This is a genomic window from Helicobacter pylori SA213A (assembly GCF_000476275.1).
GTDB classification, from domain to species: domain Bacteria; phylum Campylobacterota; class Campylobacteria; order Campylobacterales; family Helicobacteraceae; genus Helicobacter; species Helicobacter pylori_CL.
This window is the reverse complement of sequence record NZ_CBOM010000008.1, coordinates 23371-42698: the sequence shown is the minus strand read 5'-3', so window position 1 is coordinate 42698 and position 19328 is coordinate 23371. Positions and strand designations below refer to the sequence as shown.

16 protein-coding genes and 6 tRNA genes are annotated in these 19328 nt (G+C 38.1%); 21 read left to right on the top strand and 1 reads right to left on the bottom strand.

Translation table 11 applies throughout. The annotated features are described in order from the left end of the window. Positions 1–46: 46 nt before the first annotated feature. The 17 genes from QT74_RS04240 to QT74_RS04150 all read left to right on the top strand — a co-directional run bounded on the left by QT74_RS04240 (position 47) and on the right by QT74_RS04150 (position 16962). Positions 47–2887 (top strand): FAD-binding and (Fe-S)-binding domain-containing protein, encoded by a 2841-nt coding sequence (locus QT74_RS04240; protein WP_033764882.1) that lies wholly within the window; start codon positions 47–49, stop codon positions 2885–2887. Between the two features lie 40 nt (positions 2888–2927). Then, positions 2928–3632 carry a di-trans,poly-cis-decaprenylcistransferase gene (locus tag QT74_RS04235; protein WP_080247172.1) on the top strand — a complete coding sequence of 235 codons (705 nt, stop codon included), beginning with the start codon at positions 2928–2930 and terminating at the stop codon, positions 3630–3632. Continuing rightward, positions 3626–4312 carry an ABC transporter ATP-binding protein gene (locus tag QT74_RS04230; RefSeq protein ID WP_000959647.1) on the top strand — a complete coding sequence of 229 codons (687 nt, stop codon included), beginning with the start codon at positions 3626–3628 and terminating at the stop codon, positions 4310–4312. The genes QT74_RS04235 and QT74_RS04230 overlap by 7 nt, the downstream gene beginning before the upstream one ends. 444 nt (positions 4313–4756) lie before the next feature. Next, the gene (locus QT74_RS04220) at positions 4757–5200 is read left to right on the top strand and encodes a hypothetical protein (protein ID WP_033764880.1); all 444 of its coding nucleotides are present in this window, start codon (positions 4757–4759) and stop codon (positions 5198–5200) included. A gap of 1 nt (position 5201) precedes the next feature. Beyond that, positions 5202–5525, top strand: a complete 324-nt coding sequence (locus QT74_RS04215; RefSeq protein ID WP_033764878.1) for a hypothetical protein — start codon at positions 5202–5204, stop codon at positions 5523–5525. A gap of 399 nt (positions 5526–5924) precedes the next feature. Next, on the top strand, positions 5925–7199 hold the full coding sequence (gene purD / locus QT74_RS04205) for a phosphoribosylamine--glycine ligase (protein WP_033764876.1): 1275 nt from the start codon (positions 5925–5927) through the stop codon (positions 7197–7199). 40 nt (positions 7200–7239) lie between these two features. Further along, positions 7240–7719, top strand: a complete 480-nt coding sequence (locus tag QT74_RS04200; protein WP_033764873.1) for an RDD family protein — start codon at positions 7240–7242, stop codon at positions 7717–7719. Between the two features lie 2 nt (positions 7720–7721). Next, the gene (locus tag QT74_RS04195; RefSeq protein ID WP_033764871.1) at positions 7722–9983 is read left to right on the top strand and encodes an LPS-assembly protein LptD; all 2262 of its coding nucleotides are present in this window, start codon (positions 7722–7724) and stop codon (positions 9981–9983) included. 13 nt (positions 9984–9996) lie between these two features. Beyond that, entirely contained in the window at positions 9997–10701 is a 705-nt protein-coding gene (locus tag QT74_RS04190; RefSeq protein WP_033764869.1) for a phosphoribosyltransferase, read from the top strand. 2 nt (positions 10702–10703) lie between these two features. After that, positions 10704–12770 (top strand): polyribonucleotide nucleotidyltransferase, encoded by a 2067-nt coding sequence (locus QT74_RS04185; RefSeq protein WP_033764867.1) that lies wholly within the window; start codon positions 10704–10706, stop codon positions 12768–12770. A gap of 131 nt (positions 12771–12901) precedes the next feature. Then, on the top strand, positions 12902–13219 hold the full coding sequence (locus QT74_RS04180; protein ID WP_000669961.1) for a F0F1 ATP synthase subunit C: 318 nt from the start codon (positions 12902–12904) through the stop codon (positions 13217–13219). A gap of 70 nt (positions 13220–13289) precedes the next feature. Beyond that, positions 13290–13376: transfer RNA gene (locus QT74_RS04175), tRNA-Leu, on the top strand. A gap of 54 nt (positions 13377–13430) precedes the next feature. Further along, positions 13431–13517: transfer RNA gene (locus QT74_RS04170), tRNA-Leu, on the top strand. 303 nt (positions 13518–13820) lie between these two features. Then, positions 13821–14336, top strand: coding sequence for a serine O-acetyltransferase (cysE, locus tag QT74_RS04165; protein ID WP_033764865.1), 516 nt, complete (start codon positions 13821–13823; stop codon positions 14334–14336). Between the two features lie 254 nt (positions 14337–14590). Beyond that, complete coding sequence (locus tag QT74_RS04160; RefSeq protein WP_033764864.1) at positions 14591–14875, top strand: IceA2 protein; 285 nt, start codon at positions 14591–14593, stop codon at positions 14873–14875. 326 nt (positions 14876–15201) lie between these two features. Beyond that, a complete protein-coding gene (locus tag QT74_RS04155) occupies positions 15202–16191 on the top strand; it encodes a DNA adenine methylase (protein WP_033764862.1) in 990 nt (329 codons plus the stop codon). 102 nt (positions 16192–16293) lie between these two features. Beyond that, positions 16294–16962, top strand: coding sequence for an HAD family hydrolase (locus tag QT74_RS04150; RefSeq protein ID WP_033764859.1), 669 nt, complete (start codon positions 16294–16296; stop codon positions 16960–16962). Between the two features lie 8 nt (positions 16963–16970). Here the strand turns inward: QT74_RS04150 and QT74_RS04145 are convergent, their stop codons facing one another. Beyond that, positions 16971–18707: an ABC transporter ATP-binding protein/permease gene (locus tag QT74_RS04145; protein ID WP_033764856.1), complete on the bottom strand. Its 1737-nt coding sequence runs from the start codon at positions 18705–18707 to the stop codon at positions 16971–16973. A gap of 185 nt (positions 18708–18892) precedes the next feature. On the opposite strand from QT74_RS04145, the gene QT74_RS04140 reads away from it, so the two are divergent. The 4 genes from QT74_RS04140 (at position 18893) to QT74_RS04125 (ending at position 19278) form a co-directional block, all read left to right on the top strand. Beyond that, a tRNA-Thr gene (locus QT74_RS04140) sits at positions 18893–18968 on the top strand. A gap of 27 nt (positions 18969–18995) precedes the next feature. Further along, positions 18996–19080 (top strand) — tRNA-Tyr (locus QT74_RS04135). A gap of 16 nt (positions 19081–19096) precedes the next feature. Further along, positions 19097–19173 (top strand) — tRNA-Gly (locus tag QT74_RS04130). A gap of 30 nt (positions 19174–19203) precedes the next feature. Beyond that, positions 19204–19278, top strand: a tRNA-Thr gene (locus QT74_RS04125). Positions 19279–19328 lie beyond the last annotated feature (50 nt).

Below are 19328 nucleotides of genomic sequence, written 5' to 3'. Positions count from 1 at the left end.
GTTATGTTACAATGATTTGATAAATAGGAATATTTAAGGAGTGCGTGTGGAAGAAAATTATCATGCTTTTTTTACCGAAGCGAGTGGGTTTTTAAACGAGCGGATCTTTAAGGATTATTTACGCCGTTTGGCTTATGGCATTGATGCGTCATGTTATCGTTATATCCCTAAAATAGTCGCTTGGGTGAAAAGTGAAGAAGAAGTCCAAAAGCTTTGTGTTTTAGCCAAAAAGCATAGCGTTTCATTGACTTTTAGAGCGGCTGGGAGTTCCTTATCAGGGCAAGCGAGCTGTGATGGGGTGCTAGTGGTGGTGGCACATTTTTTCAAAGACGCTCAAATTTTAAATAACGCTACAAGCATTCAGCTCTCATGCGGAGTCATAGGAAGCCATGCGAACGCTTTATTAAAACCTTACCATAAAAAAATAGGCCCAGATCCTTCTACGATAAACACCGCTATGATAGGGGGGATTGTCGCTAATAACGCTAGTGGGATGTGTTGCGGGGTGGAGCAAAACAGCTACAAAACCCTAAAATCCTTAAGAGTGATTTTAGCTGATGGCACTCTTTTAGACACGGCCAATCAAGAGAGCGTTGAGAGTTTCAAAAACGCGCGCAAAGATTTGATTGAAGGGGTTTTAAACTTAAGAAAAGAGATTTTAGAAGACAAGGAATTGCATGCTCTCATTAAGAAAAAATACGAGATCAAAAACACCACCGGCTACAGCTTAAACGCCCTCATTGATTTTGAAGACCCTATTGAAATTATTAGCCATTTATTCATAGGCTCTGAGGGGACTTTAGGCTTTATTTCAAGCGTGGGATTAGAATGCGTGAAAGACTACGCTTATAAAACTTGCGCATTATTGTTTTATGAAAATTTGGAGCGATGCGCCAAAGCCGCTCAAATTTTAGCCGCCTTAAAAGCCAAACAACCCGAAATGATTTCTTCAGCAGAGCTTATGGATTATGCGTGCTTAAAAAGCGTGAAAGGTTTGGAGGGCATGCCTAGAGTGATTTTAGAAATCAAAGAACCTAACGCATGCTTACTCATTCAAAGCGAAAGCGATGATCCTTTAATTTTAGAAAACAACATGCAAGCGATTTTAAACGCCTTGAATGCGATACCGGTCGTTTTAGATTCTCAAATCAGTAGTGATCCTAATGTTTATCAATCGTGGTGGAAGATCAGAAAAGGCATTTTCCCTATCGCAGCGTCAAAAAGAAAAAGCCAAAGCTCTGTGATCATTGAAGACATCTGCTTCAGTCAAGAAAATTTTGTAGAGGGGGCAAAAGCGATTGAAGGGCTTTTAAAAAAACATGGCTTTAAGGATAATGGCATTATTTTTGGGCATGCGTTAAGCGGGAATTTGCACTTTGTCGTTACGCCGATTTTAGAAAATGAAGCTGAAAGAAAAGCGTTTGAAAATTTAGTTTCTGAGATGTTTTTAATGGTGAGCAAAAGCTCTGGCTCTATTAAAGCCGAACATGGCACAGGCAGGATGGTAGCCCCCTTTGTGGAAATGGAGTGGGGGGAAAAAGCCTATAAAATCCACAAGCAAATCAAAGAATTGTTTGATCCTAACGGCCTTTTAAACCCTAATGTGATCATCACAAACGATAAAGAAATCCACACTAAAAATTTAAAGAGCATTCACCCTATTGAAGAATATTTGGACATGTGCATGGAATGCGGGTTTTGTGAAAGGATTTGCCCTAGCAAAGATTTATCTTTAACGCCACGACAACGAATCGTTATCCACAGAGAGGTAGAGCGTTTAAAAGAAAGGGTGAGTCATGGTCATGATGAAGATCAAGTTTTATTAGATGAGCTTTTAAGAGAGTCTGAATATTTAGCGCATGCCACTTGCGCGGTGTGCCATATGTGTTCTACCCTATGCCCTTTAGAAATTGATACTGGAAAGATCGCTCTAAAGCATTATCAAAAAAACCCTAAAGGCGAAAAGATTGCTTCAAAGATCCTTAATCACATGCAAACAACCACAAGCATGGCTCGTTTTTCTTTAAAAAGCGCTCGCTTGGTTCAAAACCTCATAGGCTCTCACAACTTAGTGAGCCTAACTAAAGGGATTAAAAAATTCATCAAGCCCTTCCCTAAAGCCTTTCATTACATGCCCAAAAACAACGCCTATCCTTTAGAAAATAAAACACATGAAAGCGAAGAAAAAGTCATTTATTTCAGCACATGCATCAACCGCTCGTTCGCTCCATCAAACAAAATGGCGGATAAAAGATGCATTCAAGAAGTGTTTGAATCTCTATGCCAAAAAGCCAAAGTTTCTGTAATGTATCCTAATGGATTGGGCGCGCTTTGTTGCGGGAAAGCCTTTATCAATTACACCGACTTAACCAAACAAAACAATGAAAAAAACCATGCGATTTTTTTACAATTAAGCGATAACGGCAAGATACCGATTGTTTTAGACCATAGCGCATGTTCGACGCATTTTATCAAGCAAATGAAAGCTTATAAGGATTTGAAAGTCTATGATTTGAGCGTCTATATTGAAGAAGTTCTAAGCCCAAAATTAAAATTCAACCCCATTAACGAAGACATAGGGTTATACACGATGTGCGCTTTAAAGTTAGAAAATAAAGAAGAATTGTTATTGAATTTGGCTAAAAAATGCACTTTAGGCGAGATTGTTATCCATAAAGAGACGGGTTGTTGCGGCTTTGCAGGGAATAAGGGCTTTTTTACCCCTGAATTGAACGAGAGCGCTTTAAACGGCTTTCAAGCGTTTTACCAATCCTATGATCTTAAAAGGGGCTTTTCCACTTCCAGCACTTGCGAGATCGGTTTGAGTGAAAAAACCCGATTTTCTTGGCAGCATATCGCTTATTTGGTGGATGCTTGCACGCTTTAAATGGTGTATAATTAAAGAATTTCTTTAAAGGGTAAAGGCATTGGATAACACTCTCAAACACCTTGCCATTATTATGGATGGTAATGGCAGGTGGGCTAAATTAAAGAATAAAGCTAGGGCTTATGGGCATAAAAAGGGCGTAAAAACCCTTAAAGACATTACGATCTGGTGCGCTAACCACAAGCTAGAATGCTTGACTTTATACGCTTTTTCTACGGAAAATTGGAAACGCCCTAAAAGTGAAGTGGATTTTTTGATGAAAATGCTTAAAAAATACCTTAAAGATGAGCGATCCACTTATTTGGATAATAACATACGCTTCAGGGCGATAGGGGATTTAGAGGGCTTTTCTAAAGAATTGAGAGACACGATCTTGCAGCTTGAAAACGATACTAGGCATTTTAAGGATTTTACGCAAGTTTTAGCCCTTAATTACGGATCTAAAAACGAGCTTTCAAGGGCGTTTAAAAGCTTATTAGAAAGACCGCCTAACAATATAAGCCTTTTAGAAAGTTTAGAAAATGAAATTTCTAATCGTTTAGACACGCATGATTTGCCGGAAGTGGATTTGTTGTTGCGAACAGGGGGGGAAATGCGCTTGTCTAATTTTTTATTGTGGCAGTCCAGCTATGCGGAATTGTTTTTCACGCCGATTTTATGGCCTGATTTCACCCCTAAAGATTTAGAAAACATCATTAGCGATTTTTACAAAAGAGTGCGCAAATTCGGGGAATTAAAATGCTAGTAGAAATAGAGAATTTGACTAAAACTTATGGGAGTTTAAAAGCACTAGACAATATCAGTTTGAAACTACCCAAACAGCAATTTATAGGGCTTTTAGGGCCTAATGGGGCGGGTAAAACCACTCTGTTAAAAATTTTAGCTGGATTGAATTTGAACTATCAGGGGGAAGTGAAAATTTTAAACCAAAAGATCGGCATAGAGACTAAAAAAAGCGTGGCGTTTTTAAGCGATGGCGATTTTTTAGATCCTAAATTAACGCCTTTAAAAGCGATCGCTTTTTACAAGGATTTTTTCAGCGATTTTGATTCATCAAAAGCCCTAGATTTGCTCAAACGCTTCAGCGTGCCTTTAAAAAGAGAGTTTAAAGCCCTTTCAAAAGGCATGAGGGAAAAATTACAGCTGATTTTAACCCTATCACGAAACGCTTCTTTGTATCTTTTTGATGAGCCGGTGGCTGGGATTGACCCTATCGCAAGAGAAGAGATTTTTGAGTTAATCGCTAAGGAATTTAGCCAAAACGCAAGCTTGTTAGTCTCTACGCATTTGGTGGTGGATGTGGAAAAGTATTTAGACAGCGCGATTTTTTTAAAAGAAGCCAAAGTAGTGGCTTTTGGGGGTGTGGGAGAGTTAAAAAAAGGGTATAGCAGTTTGGAGGCAGCGTATAAAGAAAGGCTGAAATAGATCAGTAAAGGATTTCCTATTGAGTGATAATATTTTAAGAAATACTAAAAGCGTTTTTTATAATAATATAAAAGATTTTGACGCTAGTTAAATGATAACTTCTTAAAAAAGCGCTCTTTAGGGTTAGGGGGTTTAGTTTGGGGTTGTAGGGGGAATGAGTTTTACTATTAAAAATAAAATCTAAAGTCATGTCTAATCATAACAGATGGCTTGATTGCTAAAGATTGTATTGTTGCAGATGAAGCCTAAGATTGAATTGCGAGTTATCGCTTTGTTGGTGGTGAGATCTTTAGAAAAAATCTTTTTAGTAATATTTATGTTGGGTTTTGGTTTCGTTGAGTTTAGGTTTCATTAAGTTTAATGGGGTATTAAAATTAGAAATAGCTAGAATTTTTGTCTTATTCTATTTTTGGTAGAATAATAATTTCTCACAAGGAATTACACATGGATAATATTTGGTTTCAGTATAAAATTGGCAAGCAACTAGATGAATTAGAAATTGAAGATTCTTTATGTCTTTCTTTATTCAAATCTCTTGAAAATTGTATTAAGTTTAAAAAACTTAGCAATATTGGATTAAAAGAAGCAGAAATTAAAAGAGATACTGAAATTTTAAGAGAAAAAAATCTTAAAGAACAGCGTAGGCAAAAAGAAGAGCAAGAAAAAAAATCTCAAGAGAATTTTCAAAAGTTTTTAGAATTTTGCAAACAACAAAGTCGTGTTCTTAAAAAATTTGATAACACCAATTTTTCGTTTGAATGCGATGAGCCGGCTACAAAAAAGCCCTTAGAAAACCCTACAAACAACATTCTTAACTCCAATCATCAAAATACACAGCCACAAAACAATACTAAAATGTTTGATTATTTTGATAATCTTAGGTATTGAAGTGAAAAAAGCATTATCCATAACAAGCAAAATAACTCTTTGGTTATTGGCGCTTCTAGGTGTTTATGCTTTAGTGATCTTTGTTGCACTTAAAACCTATTATCAAAATAAAGGCTATAGTATTTTAACATTTGGAGTAACTATAATGACAGAAGAAACCTATGAAGCCTATCTTGATACGAATATTAAACAATTGGAAGAGATAAGAAATCAAAAGCTTAACAAAGCATTGGAATTGTGCAAACAATCAGGTCTTGTCCTTAGAGCGTTTGACGGCAAAAATTTTTCATTTGAATGCGATAAAACCAATCGCTCTAAACTCTAACGAAAAGGTGAATCCTTAGAATTTGAATTTTTCTAAAAGATTAAGAGCAAAAATTAGAAATTCGAACGCAATTGAAACCTTACCGCCCATACCCACGACTATAACTTCTCTCGTTTTCTATCTTTTGATTGTGTTTTTTATGCTGTATAGTTTTACATGGAATTTCTTTAAAATTTAAGTATAATTGTAAGAATCGCCTAGATGATTCGTGTTTCTTATTGATGGCAAGTTCGTTGAAAAAATAAGTTAGGCTAAGGTAGTGGTTTTTGTGTGATGGCATTTTTTAAATCTGCCCCTAAGAAAATCCTCCTAGCCTTATTAGTGTAGGTTTGTTGAACTTATGCGCATGTAAAAGTAGCGGTCATCTGGGTTTAAAAACAACCACATTTTAGGAAAGACATGAAAGATAACAACAACTATAATGTTTTAATTGTGGGGAATAAGGGGCGAGAGTATGCTTTGGCTCAAAGGCTTCAGCAAGATGAGCGAGTGAATGCTTTGTATTTTTGTTTGGGTAATGGTGGCACTCAAGATTTAGGCGAAAATCTGGAATGCGAACATTACGAGCATATCGTGGAATTAGCCCTGAAAAAACAGATCCATTTAGCCATCATTTCAGAAGAAGAGCTTTTGGTTTTAGGGCTTACAGAGATGCTAGAAAAAGCGGGGATTTTAGTGTTTGGGGCTTCTAAAGAGGCGGCTAAGTTAGAGGCTTCTAAAAGCTATATGAAAGCTTTTGTTAAAGAATGCGGTATCAAGAGCGCGTCTTACTTTGAAACAAACGATTTAAAAGAAGCTCTCAGTTACATTCAAAACGCTTCTTTCCCCCTAGTGATTAAAGCGTTGAATAAAAACACAAGCATTGTCCATCAACAAGAAGAAGCGCTAAAAATCCTTGAAGACGCTTTCAAACAGAGCAATGAGCCTGTGATCATAGAGCCTTTTTTAGAGGGATTTGAGCTTTCAGTTACAGCGCTCATAGCCAATGATGATTTTATCTTGTTGCCCTTTTGCCAAAACTACAAACGCTTATTAGAGGGGGATAACGGGGTCAATACAGGAGGTATGGGGGCCATCGCTCCTGCAAACTTTTTCTCTAATGAATTAGAAGAGAAAATAAAAAATCATATCTTTAAACCCACTTTAGAGAAACTTCGGGCTGACAACACGCCTTTTAAAGGGGTTTTACTCGCTGAAATTGTAATCATAGAAGAAAAGGGTGTTTTAGAGCCGTATTTATTGGATTTTAGCGTGCGTTTTAAAGACATTGAATGCCAAACGATTTTACCCCTTTTAGAAAGCTCGCTTTTAGATTTGTGTTTGGCTACAGCCAAAGGGGAATTACATTCTCTTGAATTGGTGTTTTCTAAAGAATTTGTGATGAGTGTGGCACTTGTTTCTAGGAATTACCCCACTAGCTCTTCGCCCAAACAAACCCTTTATATTGATCCGGTTGATGAAAAAAAGGGTCATTTGATTTTAGGGGAGGTGGAGCAGGATAATGGCGTGTTTGAAAGCAGTGGGGGGAGGGTGATCTTTGCCATTGGCAGAGGAAAATCCTTATTAGAAGCCAGAAACCATGCTTATGAAATCGCTCAAAAGGTGCATTTTGAAGGCATGTTTTATCGCAAGGACATTGGTTTTAAGGTGTTGGATTTGAAAGAATATTCTTAAAGTTTAAGACAAACTAAAGAGTTTGTCTTGTTTGTTTTGAATGCACTCTCCAAATTTAGAAAAAGAAGAAACTGAAATCATAGAAACACTCCTTATGCGTGAAAAAATGCGTTTATGCCCCTTGTATTGGCGCATCTTAGCGTTTTTAACCGATGGTTTGTTAGTGGCGTTTTTATTGAGCGATCTTTTAGGGGCGTGCGATTTTTTGCATTCTTTATATTGGCTAGCTAACCCCATTTATCACAGCGCGTTTGTTGCGATAGGTTTTATCGTCTTGTATGGCGTTTATGAAATCTTTTTTGTGTGTTTGTGCAAGATGAGTTTGGCTAAACTGGTTTTTAGGATTAAAATCATTGATATTTATTTAGCGGATTGCCCCAGTAGGGCTATTTTATTGAAGCGTTTAGGGTTAAAGATCGTGGTTTTTCTATGCCCCTTTTTATGGTTTGTAGTGTTTAAAAACCCCTATCATAGGGCGTGGCATGAAGAAAAAAGCAAAAGTCTTTTGGTGTTGTTTTAATCATGATTTATTGGTTGTATTTGGCGGTCTTTTTTTTGTTGAGCGCATTAGACGCTAAAGAAATCGCTATGCAACGATTTGACAAACAAAACCATAAGATTTTTGAAATCCTTGCGGATAAAGTGAGCGCTAAAGACAATGTGATAACCGCATCAGGGAATGCGATCTTATTGAATTATGATGTGTATATTCTAGCGGACAAGGTGCGTTATGACACTAAAACCAAAGAAGCGTTATTAGAGGGGAATATTAAGGTTTATAGGGGCGAGGGTTTGCTCGTTAAAACCGATTACGTGAAATTGAGTTTGAATGAAAAATATGAAATCATTTTCCCCTTTTATGTCCAAGACAGCGTGAGCGGGATTTGGGTGAGCGCGGATATTGCCAGCGGGAAGGATCAAAAATATAAGGTGAAAAACATGAGCGCTTCAGGGTGCAGCATTGATAACCCCATTTGGCATGTCAATGCGACTTCAGGCTCATTCAACATGCAAAAATCGCATTTGTCTATGTGGAATCCTAAGATCTATGTCGGTGATATTCCTGTATTGTATTTGCCCTATATTTTCATGTCCACTAGCAATAAAAGAACTACCGGGTTTTTATACCCTGAGTTTGGCACTTCCAACTTAGACGGCTTTATTTATTTGCAACCCTTTTATTTAGCCCCCAAAAACTCATGGGATATGACCTTTACCCCACAAATCCGCTATAAAAGGGGGTTTGGCTTGAATTTTGAAGCGCGCTACATCAACTCTAAAGACGACAGGTTTTTATTCAACGCACGCTATTTTAGGAATTACACCCAATACGTCAAACGCTACGATTTGAGGAATCAAAATATCTACGGGTTTGAATTTTTAAGCTCTAGCAGGGACACTTTACAAAAATACTTTCATCTTAAGTCTAATATTGACAACGGGCATTACATTGACTTTTTATACATGAACGATTTGGACTATGTGCGTTTTGAAAAGGTTAATAAGCGCATCACAGACGCCACGCACATGTCTAGGGCGAATTATTATTTGCAAACAGAAAACAATTATTACGGCTTGAATATCAAGTATTTTTTAAACCTGAATAAAATCAACAATAACCGCACCTTCCAATCTGTCCCTAATTTGCAATACCATAAATATTTAAATTCTTTGTATTTTAGAAATTTATTGTATTCAGTGGATTATCAGTTTAGAAACACCGCAAGAGAGATCGGCTATGGCTATGTGCAAAACGCTTTGAATGTGCCGGTGGGCTTGCAATTTTCTTTGTTTAAAAAGTATTTGTCTTTAGGGCTTTGGAACGATCTCCAACTATCTAATGTGGCTTTAATGCAATCTAAAAATTCCTTCGTGCCTACGATCCCTAATGAATCAAGGGAATTTGGGAATTTTGTGTCTTCAAATTTTTCCATGTATGTCAATACGGATTTAGCCAGGGAATACAACAAGCTTTTCCACACGATCCAACTAGAAGCGATTTTCAACATCCCTTATTACACCTTTAAAAACGGCTTGTTTTCTCAAAACATGTATGCTTTAAGCGCGCAAGCCTTAAACAGCTACACTTCGCCTTTATTGAGAGATTATGATTATCAAGGGCGTTTGTATGACTCCGTGTGGAATCCTAGCAGTATTTTACCTATCAATGCGAGCAATAAGACGGTGGATTTAACCCTAACGCAATACCTTTATGGCTTAAGAGGGCAAGAATTGTTGTATTTTAAAATATCGCAACTCATCAATCTTGACGATAAAGTTTCGCCCTTTAGAATGCCACTAGAGAGCAAGATCGGGTTTTCGCCCTTAACGGGATTGAATATTTTTGGGAATGTCTTTTATTCGTTTTATCAAAACCGCTTAGAAGAAATCTCTGTGAACGCCAATTACCAACGCAAGTTTTTAAGCTTTAACCTCTCTTATTTTTTAAGAAACAATTTTAGCAGTGGGATTAATAGCATTGTAGAAAATCCTGCGGATTATTTAAAGGCGGGTTTTAGCAACGATTTTGGTTATTTTTCCATGAGCGCGGATGTGGGTTATGATATTAGAAACAATGTGGTTTTAAATTGGAATGTGGGGATTTATAAAAAAATCCGTTGTTTTGGGATTGGCTTTCAATTCGTCAACCAACGACGCCCCATTCTCACCGGCGATCCCAACCAGCCTATAAGAGTGTTTGAAAATAACTATGTTAAGCTAGAATTAGACTTTTCACCGATCACTAAAACCAATGTAACTTACCGCTCTTTACAGCGTAAGTAAAAAAGGAATAGATTTGAATACGGACTTTAGCCATATCACTGACATTGAAAACATGCGTTTTATCAATGAAGAAGACGCTTTGAACAAATTGATCAATGAAATCCACACGCGCCACATTGATTTAAAAGATTCCATCATGCTCGCTTTGAGTTTTAACGCTCTGTATTTAGCTCACGCTTTAGCGCAAAAATTTGGAGCGACTTATGATATACTTTTTTTAGAACCTATCCTAGCTCCCTTAAACTCAAAATGCGAGATCGCTTTAGTGAGTGAAAGCATGGATATAGTGATGAATGAAAGTTTGATTAATTCCTTTGACATCACTTTAGACTATGTTTATGGGGAAGCCAAGCGGGCTTATGAAGAAGATATTTTGTCTCACATTTACCAGTATCGCAAAGGCAATGCGATCAAAAGCTTAAAAGATAAAAATATTTTTATCGTAGATAGGGGGATTGAAACCGGGTTTAGAGCAGGGTTAGGCGTGCAAACTTGCTTGAAAAAAGAATGCCAAGACATTTATATTTTAACCCCCATTCTCGCGCAAAATGTCGCTCAAGGCTTAGAAAGCTTGTGCGATGGGGTGATTAGCGTGTACCGCCCTGAATGTTTTGTCTCTGTGGAGCATCATTATAAAGAACTCAAGCGATTAAGCAATGAAGAAATTGAAAAATACTTGGGCGCTAACAACGCACCCAATTTAAAAAAGGAACATTAAATATGGATTTTATCACCATCAATTCTAGTAACAAAACCGAAGAATTCGCTCTCAAACAAGTGGCCAAACAAGCCACCAGCTCTCTAATGTATCGCTTAGGAAAAACCATTATTTTAGCGAGCGTGTGCATAGAAAGAGAGCCCGTGAGTGAAGATTTTCTGCCTTTAGTGGTGCAATTTTTAGAAAAATCTTATGCAGCCGGTAAAATCCCGGGCGGTTTTGTTAAAAGAGAAGGCAGGGCGCAAGATTTTGAAATCTTAACCTCTAGGCTCATAGACAGGACTTTACGCCCTTTATTCCCTAAAGATTACCGCTACCCTACACAGATCACTTTAATGGTTTTAAGCCATGATATTGAAAACGATTTGCAGGTTTCTGCTTTAAACGCCGCTTCAGCCGCTCTCTTTTTGGCCCATATCGCTCCTATTAAAAGCGTGAGCGCTTGCAGGATCGCTAGGATTGATAACGAATTTATCATTAACCCTAACACAAGCCTTTTGAATCAATCCAGTTTGGATTTGTTCGTGTCCGGCACAAAAGAGAGTTTGAACATGATAGAAATGCGCTCTTTGGGGCAACAATTAAACGCTTTAGAAGAGCCTTTAATGCTAAAAGCTTTAGAATTGGCTCAAAAAAGTTTGAAAGAAACTTGCACGCTTTATGAAGAGGTTTTCACGCCCCACCAAAACGAGCTGCTTTTTAAAGAAAGCCAAGGAATAGTCTTCAATGAAAGGCTGTTAGATTTATTGAAAAATCAGTATTTTGATGAAATCATCAAAGGCATTGAAAGTTCTGCTTTGAGCGAGCGAGAAAATGTTTTCAATGAAATTGCTAAAAAAATCAGCGAAGCCCACTCAGAATTCAGTTTAGAAGAAATTGAATTGTCTTTAGAAAAAGTGAAAAAAACTGAGATAAGGCGCATGATTATTAAGGATAAAATCCGCCCGGATAAGCGCGCGTTAGAAGAGGTGCGGCCCATTTCAATAGAGAGTAACTTGCTCCCTATGGCGCACAGCTCCATTTTATTCACTAGGGGGCAAACGCAGAGCTTAGTGGTAGGGGTTTTAGGCACGGATAATGACGCTCAAACCCATGAGAGTTTGGAGCATAAAGCCCCTATCAAAGAGCGCTTCATGTTTCATTATAATTTCCCTCCTTTTTGCGTGGGCGAAGCGAGCTCTATTGGCGCGACTTCAAGGCGCGAATTAGGGCATGGGAATTTAGCTAAAAGAGCCTTAGAAACGAGCATTAAAAATAAAGAGCAGGTGATACGATTGGTTTCTGAGATTTTAGAAAGCAATGGTTCAAGCTCAATGGCGAGCGTGTGCGCAGGGTCTTTAGCCCTTTATGCAAGCGGTGTGGAAATTCATGATTTAGTCGCTGGGGTGGCTATGGGCATGGTGAGCGAAGGGCAAGATCACGCCATTTTAAGCGATATTAGCGGTTTAGAAGACGCCGAAGGCGATATGGATTTTAAGATTGCCGGGAATTTAGAAGGCATTACGGCTATGCAAATGGATACCAAAATGAGCGGTATTAGATTAGAGGTTTTATACCAAGCCTTACTCCAAGCCAAAGAAGCGCGAGAACATATTTTAAAAATCATGCATGAAGCGAAAGAAAAGATTGTGATCAATTTTTCCCATTTGCCCATGACTGAAATTTTTAATGTCGCGCCGGATAAAATTATAGAAATTATCGGTCAAGGGGGGCGTGTGATTAAAGAAATAGTAGAAAAGTTTGAAGTTAAAATTGATTTGAATAAACCGAGCGGTGAAGTGAAAATCATGGGGAATAAAGAGCGCGTTTTAAAAACTAAAGAATTTATTTTAAATTATTTGCATTCTTTAGATCAAGAATTGGAGCAATACGCTATTGATGAGGTGCTAGAAGCTCAAGTGAAACGAATCGTGGATTTTGGGGCGTTTTTAAGCCTGCCTAAGGGAGGTGAAGGCTTGTTGAGAAAGCAACACATGGAGAGGTGCCAAGTGGCTTTAAAAGAAGGCGATAGCATTCGGTGCAGGGTCATTAGCTTCAATAAGGGTAAGATCGCCTTGGATTTGGCTTAAAATTTAAAAAAGCGTTTTTAAAAGAGATTTTAAGCTAGTTTGTATTAAAATAAATCCTTGCTTGTGTTTTTGAAAGTAGAGGAACGATTCGAAATAAAAATCAAGCTTAATCTTTGAAACGGAGTGCGAAAATGAAATTTTTAGCGTTATTTTTTCTGGCTTTAGCGGGCGTTGCTTTCGCTCATGATGGTGGAATGGGTGGGATGGATATGATTAAATCTTATTCTATCCTAGGAGCGATGATTGGTCTAGGGATTGCCGCTTTTGGTGGGGCGATCGGTATGGGGAATGCGGCTGCAGCGACCATTACAGGCACAGCGAGAAACCCAGGAGTGGGCGGTAAATTGCTCACCACCATGTTCGTGGCCATGGCGATGATTGAAGCGCAAGTGATCTATACTCTAGTGTTTGCTATTATCGCTATTTATAGTAACCCATTCTTAAGTTAAGGGTTTTTTGATGGGCTAAATTATTGCTTAAAAAGCATGATTTAGCTATAATATCTGTTTTAAATTTTTAGCACTGGTGGTGGAATTGGTAGACACGCCATCTTGAGGGGGTGGTGGGAGCAATCTCGTGCGAGTTCGAGTCTCGCCCAGTGCACCATTAAGTTTCTTTAAGGAATAAGTGGGTATAATCTCACTCTTTGTTCTATGATACGCCGAAGTGGTGGAATTGGTAGACACGCTAGACTCAAAATCTGGTGGGAGCAATCCCGTGTCGGTTCGAGTCCGACCTTCGGCACCATTAATAGTTAATAGTAATCTTTTTCAATCTGCTTTTTATTTTTTTCGTTTAAAATAGTTTTATCCCAAATAAATACCAAATCAATGTGGATTAGCGGGTTTTTAAGCCTTTTTAAAGGGTTGTTTAAGAGAATTTAAAAAAATTAAAAGAGAGAGCGTTTTACTCTATTGATTTTACTCCATTAAAAGGAGTGTGAGTTTGGTATAATGGCAAGAAAAATTTGCATCAAGTTTTATTGGAATGGATGAGAAAAATCTGCTTAAGTCATGTTGATCCAAATATATTTCAACCGGAGACTCTGTCATGCTAGATTTGTCTTATAGCCTGGAGCGTGTCTTGCAAGAAGACCCGGCAGCTAGGAATAAGTGGGAGGTGCTCTTGCTTTATCCGGGCATTCATGCGCTGCTTTGTTACCGCCTAGCGCATGCGTTGCACAAGAAAGGGTTTTATTTTATTGCTCGCGCGCTTTCTCAGTTAGCGCGTTTTATCACTGGGATAGAAATCCATCCGGGCGCTAAGATTGGGAGAGGGCTTTTTATTGATCATGGCATGGGTGTGGTGATTGGCGAGACCACAGAAATTGGAGATGATGTTACCATTTATCATGGCGTAACTCTAGGGGGCACGGGCAAGTTTAAGGGCAAGCGCCACCCTACTTTAGGCAACCGAGTGGTAGTGGGGGCAGGGGCTAAGGTCTTGGGCGCGATTTGCGTGGGCGATGATGTGAAGATTGGGGCTAATGCGGTGGTGCTTTCAGATTTACCCACGGGTTCTACGGCTGTAGGCGCTAAAGCCAAAACCATCACAAAAGATCGTTAATTTTAGACAAGCGGTTGAGCTAATTTGCACGATGCGGGCTATTTTGAGGTAAATTGATCAATGAGACTGATTTTATGAGAGTTAAGCGGGTTTGTTGTTAAGCTATTCTTTAGGGATTTTGTGATAGAATACTCAAATACTCAAATACTCAAATACTCAAATACTCAAATAAGGTTTATCTGTTAGTTAGGCTATAGACTAGACTGGTAGTTTGATGTTGGGTATATCACAATTTATATTTTAGGAGGTTTATAATGGCGGTTGTAATTAAAGTCGTTAATGGCAAAATACAGGAATATGAGAATGGTAACTATAAGAGAACTTATGGTAGTAATATCGTAGCTGCAGATACTGATGGGCATATTGTTGCTGCTGTTACTGCAAAGGGTAAGGTAGAAGAATATGAGAATGGTAGCTATAAGAGAACTTATGGTAGTAACGCTATTAATGTGCAAGTTTCAGGTGGTGTAGTGGCTGTAACCACATCAAAGGGTAAAGTGGAAGAATATAAGAATGGTAGTTATAAAAGAACCTACTAGAAAATAGGGCAATAGCGGCAAAAGCTTTGATGCATTCAGCTAGTAGGGGGTGTCGCTGTTTTTCTAGTGGTGTTTTAATGAGCAGTTGCGATAGAAAAAGTCTTTGTTTATAATAGGGGGTTGTTTCGTTGTTTTAATGAAGCGATTGGTAGGGCGTGCGGTATTAAAAAACGATCATTGTTTCACATAGGATTGATTGGTTGGTTTTAGGATTATTTTAATCGTGGGGGTTAAGACTTATTCATAATCAAGTTATGTTACAATACATAAAATTTAACTTTAATAATAGCCATACCATTTTCAAAGAAGCATACAAACACAGATCAATGAACTACATCGGCTCTAAATATAAGCTCATTCCCTTTATTAAGGAAAATATCCATGCGGTTGCGGGCAATGATCTCTCTGGCACGATTTTTTGTGATCTGTTCGCTGGGACGGGCATTGTGGGGCGTGCATTTAAAAAAGCCGTTAATAAGATCATCTCTAATGATTTGGAATATTATAGCTTTGTTTTGAATCAAAATTATATCGGCAACATTCAAGAAATCCCCAACAAAGAAGAGCTTATTGATAGGCTCAATAGCGTTGCTTTAAAAAAGGGCTTTATTCATTCGTATTATTCTTTAGGGGGGAGTTCAAGGCAGTATTTTAGCGAAACAAACGCTCAAAAAATTGATGCGATGCGTCTAAAAATTGAAGAGCTTAAGCTTTCTCAAAACATTGATAATTGTGCGTATTATTTTTTGCTCGCATCGTTATTAGAAAGCGCGGACAAGGTGGCTAACACCGCTTCAGTTTATGGGGCTTTTTTAAAACGCCTTAAAAAAAGCGCTCAAAAAGAACTCGTCTTAAAAGGCGCTCATTTTGATTTGAGCTTAAACGCTAATGAAGTGTACCAGCAGGATTCTAATGATTTGATTGGAAAGATTTCAGGGGATATTTTGTATTTAGATCCCCCTTATAATGCGAGGCAATACGGGGCGAATTACCATTTATTGAACACGATTGCTGCTTATACGCCCTTTACTCCAAAAGGCAAAACCGGCTTGCCCAGTTATCAGAAATCCTCTTTTTGCTCTCGTGCTAAAATCTTAAACGCTTTTGAAAATTTAATCAAAAAAGCGCGATTCAAATATATTTTTTTAAGCTATAACAATGAAGGGCTTATGAGCGAAACAGAGATTAAAAATATCTTAAAAAAATACGGCGCTTACTCCTTAATGACCAAAACCTACATGCGTTTTAAAGCGGATAACAAACGCGCCCATAAAGCCGCACACACCAAAGAGTGTTTGCATATTCTTATCAAATAAGAGTCAAAATAGCCCAACCTTTAAATGGCAAAAATAATCGCTTAAATACCGCTTGAATAAGGTAAAATGAAACCAAAATAAGCCTATAAAAAAGGGGAAATCATGGCGCTTGAAGTGGTTTTATGGGATTTTGATGGCGTGATTTTTGACAGCATGCATTTAAAAAATGAAGGGTTTAAGGCGTTGTTTCAAAAGCATGGCAACAAGAATCAAGAGGATTTGAAACAATTTGAAGTTTATCATTATCAAAGTGGGGGGATTTCAAGGAATGAAAAAATCCAATATTTTTATAACGAGATTTTAAAAACCCCTATCGCTCAAGAAGAAGTGGATGTATTAGCCCTAGAGTTTGGCACTATTATAGAACAAAAGCTTTTTGATAGGGAGCATTTGAATAGCGAAGTGATGGCGTTTATTGATAAGCATTATCAAAATTATATTTTCCATATCGCTTCAGCGGCTTTGCATAGCGAATTGCAAGTGTTGTGCGAGTTTTTAGGGATTACTAAGTATTTTAAGAGCGTTGAAGGGAGTCCGCCCAATAAACCGAAAATCATCGCTAATATCATTCAAAAATATGCCTATAACCCAAGCCGCATGCTAATGATAGGCGATAGCGTCAATGACTATGAAAGCGCTAAGGCTAATAAAGTGGCGTTTCTGGGTTACAACAGCAAGGTTTTGAAAAATTTAGTGGGTCAAAACGGCTATCAAGGGAAGTATTTGGAGAGCTTTAAGGGGTTTGATTTGCAAAATTTTATAAAAGAGTAAAACCAACTTTAGCCAAGCTTGTCTTTGTGTTGGCTCATGTCAATGATGACTTCACAGCGTTCAATCGTGCTTAAGCGGTGGGCGATAATGATCAGGGTTTTATCTTTGGCGATTTGATAGATTTCATCCATGATTTTACTCTCGGTTTCATTGTCTAGGGCTGAAGTGGCTTCATCTAAAACCAAAATTTCAGGGTTATCGTATAAGGCTCTCGCGATGCCTATGCGCTGTTTTTGACCGCCGCTAAGCTTAGCGCCCCCTTCGCCCACTTGGGTTTTAAGGCCCTCATGCTCGCATAAAAAATCATAAATATGAGCCATTTTGCACACCTTAATCAAGCGTTTTTCATCTATGGCGCTCCCAAAAGCGATATTATCCCCCACAGTGCCATCAAAAAGGTAAATATTTTGGGGGATATAGCCTATTTTTTTACGCCATGAGCGCCTGTTTTCGTTGGTTAAAAGGGTGTTATCAATAAAAATTTCCCCACTTTTAGGGTAGGTAAGCCCCATAATAATATCCGCTAGCGTGGATTTCCCGCACCCGCTATGGCCTATGAGAGCGACTCTTTGACCTTTTTGAATGGTGAGATTAAAATTCTTTAAAACCGGGTGTTTTGGCTTATAAGCGAATGAAATGTTTTGAAGAGTGATTTTTTTATTAAAGTCTAAAGGGACTAAATCCTCTTCAACGATGGTTTTAGTAAGGCTTTTAAAAACAATGTTAGTCGCAAGCTGGTTGTAAGCGATTTCATTATACTGATTCAAAACGCCAGTAATAGAAGGGAGCGTGCGATAAAGCGCTAGAGCATACATAGAAATGGTAGGGAGCACCATTTTAGCTTCGCCGTATTTGAATAAAATGTAAGCGACCGCTAAAATCAACAAGCTAAAGCCCACCGTTTCTAATGAATACCTGGGGACTACTTGTAAAGTGGCGTAAATGATCTCGGTGTCATGGGCTTTACGGCTATTTTCTCCAAAAAGCTTGTGGGCTTCTTCGTGGTTGTCTTTGAGTTTAGTGATTTTGAAATTGCTGAAAAATTTGGAAAAAACTTTAAGCGTTTGCGCCCTAGATTTTGCCGCTATCTCGCCCTTTTTTTGAATAAGAATGGTGATTTTTTTAGTGATGATAAAAATTTGTATAGAGATGATTAGAGTGAATACAAGCGTTAACTTCCAGTTAGTGATTAATAGCGTGGAATAGAAAAAAACGATCACGGTTAATTCGGTGAGTAGATTCAAAAAAGCGTTAAAGCTCATAAACATGCCATCCGCTTTATTATTGATAATGTCTCTTAAAGAATCCAAGTTGTGGTTAAGGTGGGAGAGGTAGTTGCTTTTAATGTGCTGTAAAAAAAGTTGTTGTTTGATTTGATAGGCTTTCTTATTGGAAAAACGCCCTTTCAAATAAGTGAAAGACACCCCATAAAACATCCTGAACAAATAAATCCCCACCAAGCAAAAACTAAAGAAATACATAAGGCGAACGGGAGATGAAAAATGGAAAAAATCATAGACCATTTTCCAGTCTTTATCGTCTAAAGCCCTATTAGGATCGGAAGCGAGAGTGATAAAAGGCATTAGGAGGGTTAGAGACATCACTTCCACAAAAGAAGAAAAAACCGCCATCAGCACAAGCAGGAAAAAAACCATTTTTTCCTTGAAAGTGATGAGCATGTAGATTTGCTTTAAAGAACGCAAAAAGTATTTTAAAGTAGAAATTTTATGTTTTTTTTTCGCCATAATTTAAGTGTCCATAAATTCTTTTATATGTAATAAGCTTGAGCTGTGTTAAGCCAAATTGAGCTAGATTATAGCTAAATTTTAACCATGCTCTGTGCCATACGAATAATTTAGCTTTCTGTTATCATTTCTTGACAAGTCAAGTATAAAACTGCTATAATCCCAAGTCTTTGATTATTTTAGTTGCTGGCTTAGCTCAGTTGGTAGAGCAGCTGCCTTGTAAGCAGCAGGTCGGGGGTTCAAGTCCCTTAGCCAGCTCCAGTTAAAATGTTATTTTGCGAAGTTTTTGGTGAGATACTCAAGTGGCCAACGAGGGCAGACTGTAAATCTGCTGACTATGTCTTCCGTGGTTCGAATCCACGTCTCACCACCATTTTGTTTTTTTAGATGCGGGAATAGCTCAGTTGGCTAGAGCATCAGCCTTCCAAGCTGAGGGTCGCGGGTTCGAGTCCCGTTTCCCGCTCCATTTTTAGGATAACATTTTAGTTTTTGAGACGCCTATATAGCTCAGAGGCAGAGCACTTCCTTGGTAAGGAAGAGGTCGGCGGTTCAATTCCGCTTATAGGCTCCAGTTTATAATCTCTTGAATGGCGATAAGACAAAAATGTCTTAAATTTTGTG

What these genes read in the sequence shown, in the direction of transcription:
- cysE (WP_033764865.1), top strand. Translation starts at nt 13,821, where the DNA reads ATGCTAGATTTGTCTTATAGCCTGGAGCGTGTCTTGCAAGAAGACCCG.
- QT74_RS04180 (WP_000669961.1), top strand. Translation starts at nt 12,902, where the DNA reads ATGAAATTTTTAGCGTTATTTTTTCTGGCTTTAGCGGGCGTTGCTTTC.
- purD (WP_033764876.1), top strand. Translation starts at nt 5,925, where the DNA reads ATGAAAGATAACAACAACTATAATGTTTTAATTGTGGGGAATAAGGGG.
- QT74_RS04145 (WP_033764856.1), bottom strand. Translation starts at nt 18,707, where the DNA reads ATGGCGAAAAAAAAACATAAAATTTCTACTTTAAAATACTTTTTGCGT.
- QT74_RS04195 (WP_033764871.1), top strand. Translation starts at nt 7,722, where the DNA reads ATGATTTATTGGTTGTATTTGGCGGTCTTTTTTTTGTTGAGCGCATTA.
- QT74_RS04230 (WP_000959647.1), top strand. Translation starts at nt 3,626, where the DNA reads ATGCTAGTAGAAATAGAGAATTTGACTAAAACTTATGGGAGTTTAAAA.
- QT74_RS04155 (WP_033764862.1), top strand. Translation starts at nt 15,202, where the DNA reads ATGAACTACATCGGCTCTAAATATAAGCTCATTCCCTTTATTAAGGAA.
- QT74_RS04200 (WP_033764873.1), top strand. Translation starts at nt 7,240, where the DNA reads ATGCACTCTCCAAATTTAGAAAAAGAAGAAACTGAAATCATAGAAACA.
- QT74_RS04220 (WP_033764880.1), top strand. Translation starts at nt 4,757, where the DNA reads ATGGATAATATTTGGTTTCAGTATAAAATTGGCAAGCAACTAGATGAA.
- QT74_RS04150 (WP_033764859.1), top strand. Translation starts at nt 16,294, where the DNA reads ATGGCGCTTGAAGTGGTTTTATGGGATTTTGATGGCGTGATTTTTGAC.
- QT74_RS04160 (WP_033764864.1), top strand. Translation starts at nt 14,591, where the DNA reads ATGGCGGTTGTAATTAAAGTCGTTAATGGCAAAATACAGGAATATGAG.
- QT74_RS04185 (WP_033764867.1), top strand. Translation starts at nt 10,704, where the DNA reads ATGGATTTTATCACCATCAATTCTAGTAACAAAACCGAAGAATTCGCT.